Origin of the sequence: Rhodococcus sp. ENV425 (assembly GCF_002887785.1) — a bacterium.
GTDB classification, from domain to species: domain Bacteria; phylum Actinomycetota; class Actinomycetes; order Mycobacteriales; family Mycobacteriaceae; genus Rhodococcus; species Rhodococcus aetherivorans.
Genome location: NZ_PCZU01000124.1, coordinates 1 through 4,971 on the forward strand (window position 1 = coordinate 1; position 4,971 = coordinate 4,971).

The window sequence follows — 4,971 nt, forward strand, 5'->3', positions numbered from 1 at the left end:
GCCCGCACCGGGGGCGCATCGGGGCGGGCCCGGCCCACCCGCGTCGGAACGCCGCGCGAGTCCCGGCCCGCCCGTGCCGAGCGCACCTTCCTCGGCCTGTCCACCGGCCGTGCCGTCGTCCTCGCCCTCGTGGTGTGCGGCCTCGCCCTGACCCTCGCGGTTCCGTTGCGCACGTACGTCAGCCAGCGCTCCGAGGCCGAGCGGGTCGCCGCGGAACGGGCACAGCTCGAGCAGGAGATAGCGGCGCTCCGCGAACAGAAGGCGCAGATCGAGGACCCGGCGTGGATCCGCGCCCAGGCCCGCGAACGGCTACGGTTCGTCATGCCCGGCGAGACTCCCTACCAGGTGCAGCTGCCCGGCGACTACCAGGAACCGGTCACCGAGCAGACCGAGGAACTGCCCTCCACCGGCGCCTGGTACAGCGACCTGTGGCAGTCGGTGTCCGTTCCCGCGCCAGAACCCGAACCCGCCCCGGTGCCGCGGCAGATGCCGGTGGCGCCCCCAGAACCAGGAGAACCGACCGGGTGACCGATCCCGTCGCACAGGAAGACCTCGACGCCGTCGCCGCCCAGCTCGGGCGGGCCCCGCGTGGCGTCCTCGCCATCGCCTACCGCTGCCCGGACGGAGCCCCCGGCGTCGTGAAGACCGCGCCGAAACTGCCCGACGGCACACCGTTCCCGACGCTGTTCTACCTCACCGATCCGCGGCTCACCGCCGAGGCCAGCCGGCAGGAATCCGGCGGGGTCATGAAGGAGATGACCGAGCGGCTCGCCGCCGACCCCGACCTCGCGGCCGCGTACCGGCGGGCCCACGAGTCCTACCTCGCCGAACGCGACGCCCTCGACTCGCTCGGCACCGACTTCAGCGGCGGCGGCATGCCCGACCGCGTCAAGTGCCTGCACGTGCTGATCGCGCACTCCCTCGCCAAGGGGCCGGGCGTGAACCCGTTCGGCGACGAGGCCGTCGCCCTCGCCGCCGACGCCGGCCTGCGTGGCACCGCCGTCCCCGCCGACTGGCCGACCTACGCCGAGCTGCGCGGAGAGACCGAGTGACCGCCGTCGGCGCCCGCCGCGTCGCGGCGATCGACTGCGGCACCAACTCCATCCGCCTGCTCATCGCCGACCTGGGCGACGACGGCCGGCTCACCGACGTGACGCGGCTGATGCGCATCGTCCGGCTCGGGCAGGGCGTCGACGCCACCGGCCGGCTCGCCCCCGAGGCGATCGAACGCACCCGCGTCGCCCTCGTCGAATACGCCGGCCTCATCCGGGAGACCGGTGCGCAGGCGGTGCGGATGGTCGCGACCTCCGCCACCCGCGACGCCGCCAACCGGGACGACTTCTTCGCGATGACCCGCGAGGTCCTCGGTGCGGTGATCCCCGGTGCCGAGGCCGAGGTCATCACCGGCGACGAGGAGGCGCGGCTGTCCTTCACCGGCGCCGTCGGCGAACTCGACCCCACCCGGGGGCCGTTCGTCGTCGTGGACCTCGGCGGCGGCTCCACCGAGGTGGTGCTCGGCGACGCCGACGGTGTCCATGCCGCCTACTCCACCGACATCGGCTGCGTGCGGCTCACCGAGCGGTGCCTGCACGACGACCCGCCCACGGCCGAACAGATCGCGGCGGCCCGCGAGTTCACGAGGGAGAAGATCGCTGAGGCGCTCGCACACGTGCCGGTCGAGCAGGCCCGTACCTGGGTCGGCGTCGCCGGCACCATGACCACGATCGCGGCCCTCGCGAACGGCCTCGCGGAGTACGACCCCGAGCGCGTGCACCTGTCCACCGTCGGTTTCGACCGGCTGCGCGAGGTGTGCGACGGCCTGCTCGCCGCCACGCACGACGAGCGCGCGGCGCTCGGCCCGATGCACCCCGGACGGGTCGACGTCATCGGCGGCGGGGCGATCGTCACGACCGTGCTGGCCGACGAACTCGGCCGTCGGGCGGGTATCGGCGAGCTCGTCGTCAGCGAGCACGACATCCTCGACGGGATCGCGCTGTCGATCGCGTAGGTCGCCGTGGTGTCCTTCCGGACCTGCCCGGGTCCGGAAGGACACCACGCACTACCCTCTTCTTGCGCCCCCATAGCCCAATTGGCAGAGGCAGCGGACTTAAAATCCGCGCAGTGTCGGTTCGAGTCCGACTGGGGGCACTCGATCTATACAATTCGGCGACCAATTCGCGGCCGTAGCAAATGACCCGCACCACCGGGTGCGTCGTCGGGTGAACAGCACGAGGTGCCCAGCATCGACGGCGGTGATCCCTTCAGATCTCCACTTCGTCGAGCTCCCCGGGGCGCCAGGACTTGTCGAAGAACGGTTGCAGCGGGCTGTAGAGACGCAGGCACACACACCATTCCCTGCCCGGCGTCGTCTGGATCCAGTTGCCATCGGGTACGCCGTCGGGGAGTTCGGGCGCGAAGTGCACCGTCATCGACCCGTCGGGATCGGCGGTCGCAGCCCGGCGAGGGTAGCCCTGGCTGCCGACTTTCGAGAATCGTTGCGGTGTGTCGAGCATGGACCGGGTCTGGTTGTCCTACGAGGTCAGGGAACCAGAACCTGGCGGCCGGGATGCCAGGGGGAAGCGACACCGTGTAATGCCTGCCGCCGTCGAGGGTTCGGCCCTCATTGTCCGCGGCCGTGACGAGGTACTGCGAACCGAGGTTCGTGATCCGCATGCACATCGCCGGACTGATTCCCCAGGCGAGGTAGAAGAACTGGGTGCGAAGATGCAGCTTCCGTGCGCCGTCGGACGGGTACGGCCCGATTCCCGTGTCGGAAACCTCCGCGGGCGGGGTCATGAGGTCGTAACCGCCCGCGAGCAGGCCGTTGACCCATTGCGACGCCTCCCCGTAGTAGTGGACCCCGTCTTCTGTGCGCGGGCGGAAGGCGAGGGTGCGTGCGATCGCATTGCCCACGGCGGCTGCCTCGGTCAGGATCTCCCGCATCCGCGCGTCCGGCTCGAAGGCCTTGCCCTTGACGATCCCGATCGCGGCGAGTTCGCCGGCAATCTCGGCATCGAGTGCCTCGGCGGGCTGGTCGCTCACCAGGTCACTCGCGAACTGGTAGAACGAACTGTCGTTGGGATCGACGGTGTTCATGGGGAGACCGGTTCCCTCGACGAACCGCCGGCACCGCGGTCCGGGCCGCCCATGCCGGAGTCGGTCACCCACCGTGCCCACATGTCGTTCATGAATATGATTGTGAGCGGCGGACTCTCGACCACCAGTGGACCGCCGGTCAGGTCCGCGAACGTCGAGAAGTAGAGAGAGTCGGAACTTCCCCCGAGCAGGATCGTCCTGGAGTCCAGCATCCCCGACCACACGACGACGTCGTTGTCCCGGATGCCCGCCTCGAGATACCCCTTGCGCATCGCCCAGGTGTTGACTCCGGGAAGTGCATTCAGGAACGTGTTGAGGGCCTCCGAAGGCCGCGTGGTTTCGTCCATGATGTCGGTCCTCTCTCGGAATCAGTGGACTCGCAGGTTGAGCCCCGGATGCGCGGTACACAGTCGTCGGCCGCCGATCGGGTAGCTCCCTTCACCTGCAAGGGATGAGGAGCGCCCCGCCTGCTCCCAGCCCATTCCGCGGTCGGGAAGCGTCCACGGGTGCGTGCGTGCCCACGCGCCCGCCTCGTCCTGGGTCGCGAACGGCTGCTCGTCGACGACGGCGCCGTCCGTGTGCACGATCCGGAAGTACTTCCAGTGGGCATCGTCCCGGACGAAGGCCCTGGTCGCGGCGCATTCGTCGAATCATCTGCGCTCAACAGCCGCCCGGCAGCGAAGGCCTGTTGCTGTCCGCGACAGCCGACCGACACCCACTGATCATCTTGTTCGCACGGACTTGCGGACCGGCCAGGTGCTCACCGTTGTCGGGGCTCTGTTCTCGGACGCTCGTGACTGCCGGCGAGCGTTGACGGAGGCGGACGACCGCTCGTCTCACCCAGCGGAGGACCCGCGATAACGATACGTTCGGTGTATGTCGAACGAAACCGAAAGTGCCGTTCTGCCCCTCAGCACCCCGGTCACGATGAGCATCGTCCGCGCGTTCCTCGCGGGCGCTCCGGAAGACGCCACGCTGGAACTCGATTCGTCCAATTCTGCAGAGCCGAGACTCGTGCTGACGTGGGCGAAGCGTCAGGAGGGCTGAATCCACCCCTCGAGCAGCCCGGTCCGCTGCGGTCAGGTCCGCTCGGAGTTCTCCCGCTTCTCCCAGTCTGCCTCGACCTGCTCCTCCAGGGTCCATCCCGGGGTTCCCGCCCGCGGATGCGTGTGCGCCCACGCCAGGGCCTCGTCCTCGGTCTCGAACGGCTGCTGGTCGACGACGGACCCGTCTTCGTTGACTATCCGAAAGTGCTTCATATCCAAAATCGTTGCAGGCCCCCGTCCCGATCGGGCGCATTCGGTCGAACCCGGTCGCGCGAACATCGCGTGAAAGCGCTCCCCTCGCGCTGGCCCCGGCGGGAGAATGAGGAGACACAGCCGGGTTCCCGAGGAGGCGGAGCCGTGGACTACGCCGAGTACCGCCGGTTCGACGCCGTGGGCCTTGCCGGGCTCGTCGCGAGCGGGCAGGCCGACGCGGGGGAGCTGCTCGAGGCGGCGCTGAGCCGACTCGACACTGTGGAGCCGACTCTGAACACGGTGGTGTACCGGCTCGACGAGCGCGCCCGTGCCCGGGCGCGCGAGATACTCACCGGCCCGTTCGCCGGGGTGCCGTTCCTGGTCAAGGATCTGTTGCAGGACGTCGCCGGGACGCCCACCGGAAGTGGCAGCCGCGCCCTCGCCGCACTGCCCGCCGAGCGCAACGCGCTGGTCGTGGACCGGTGGCTCGGAGCGGGACTGGTGATCTTCGGGAAGACCAACACCCCCGAGTTCGGCGCGAAGGGCATCACCGAGCCGGAGGTCAACGGTCCCACCCGTAATCCGTGGAATCCCGCGCACACCCCGGGCGGATCCTCCGGGGGTTCGGCCGCCGCGG

General features: G+C 69.7%; 8 protein-coding genes and 1 tRNA gene. 6 read left to right on the forward strand and 3 right to left on the reverse strand.

The annotated features are described in order from the left end of the window. The 4 genes from CQZ88_RS09955 to CQZ88_RS09970 form a co-directional block, all read left to right on the forward strand. Positions 1-528, forward strand: a 528-nt coding sequence (locus CQZ88_RS09955) for a septum formation initiator family protein (RefSeq protein ID WP_258008531.1), incomplete at its 5' end; no start/stop codon positions are given. Beyond that, positions 525-1,052: a DUF501 domain-containing protein gene (locus CQZ88_RS09960; RefSeq protein ID WP_006940800.1), complete on the forward strand. Its 528-nt coding sequence runs from the start codon at positions 525-527 to the stop codon at positions 1,050-1,052. The genes CQZ88_RS09955 and CQZ88_RS09960, both read left to right, overlap by 4 nt. Beyond that, positions 1,049-2,008: a Ppx/GppA phosphatase family protein gene (locus tag CQZ88_RS09965; protein WP_029542185.1), complete on the forward strand. Its 960-nt coding sequence runs from the start codon at positions 1,049-1,051 to the stop codon at positions 2,006-2,008. The genes CQZ88_RS09960 and CQZ88_RS09965 overlap by 4 nt, the downstream gene beginning before the upstream one ends. A gap of 66 nt (positions 2,009-2,074) precedes the next feature. Next, positions 2,075-2,148, forward strand: a tRNA-Leu gene (locus CQZ88_RS09970). Positions 2,149-2,261: 113 nt separating this feature from the next. Here the strand turns inward: CQZ88_RS09970 and CQZ88_RS32400 are convergent. Together CQZ88_RS32400 and CQZ88_RS09980 are read right to left on the reverse strand one after the other, a co-directional pair. After that, complete coding sequence (locus CQZ88_RS32400; protein ID WP_102799673.1) at positions 2,262-2,513, reverse strand: DUF1214 domain-containing protein; 252 nt, start codon at positions 2,511-2,513, stop codon at positions 2,262-2,264. Positions 2,514-3,092: 579 nt separating this feature from the next. Further along, complete coding sequence (locus tag CQZ88_RS09980; RefSeq protein WP_102799674.1) at positions 3,093-3,443, reverse strand: DUF1254 domain-containing protein; 351 nt, start codon at positions 3,441-3,443, stop codon at positions 3,093-3,095. A gap of 529 nt (positions 3,444-3,972) precedes the next feature. Here CQZ88_RS09980 and CQZ88_RS29855 point away from each other — a divergent pair. Then, positions 3,973-4,143, forward strand: a complete 171-nt coding sequence (locus CQZ88_RS29855; RefSeq protein ID WP_006935777.1) for a hypothetical protein — start codon at positions 3,973-3,975, stop codon at positions 4,141-4,143. A 32-nt stretch (positions 4,144-4,175) separates the two neighbouring features. On the opposite strand, the gene CQZ88_RS09990 is transcribed toward CQZ88_RS29855, so the two are convergent. Next, positions 4,176-4,355, reverse strand: a complete 180-nt coding sequence (locus tag CQZ88_RS09990) for a hypothetical protein (protein WP_006935779.1) — start codon at positions 4,353-4,355, stop codon at positions 4,176-4,178. A 144-nt stretch (positions 4,356-4,499) separates the two neighbouring features. On the opposite strand from CQZ88_RS09990, the gene CQZ88_RS30770 reads away from it, so the two are divergent. Beyond that, on the forward strand, positions 4,500-4,971 hold a 472-nt coding region (locus tag CQZ88_RS30770; protein WP_374703816.1), incomplete at its 3' end, for an amidase family protein.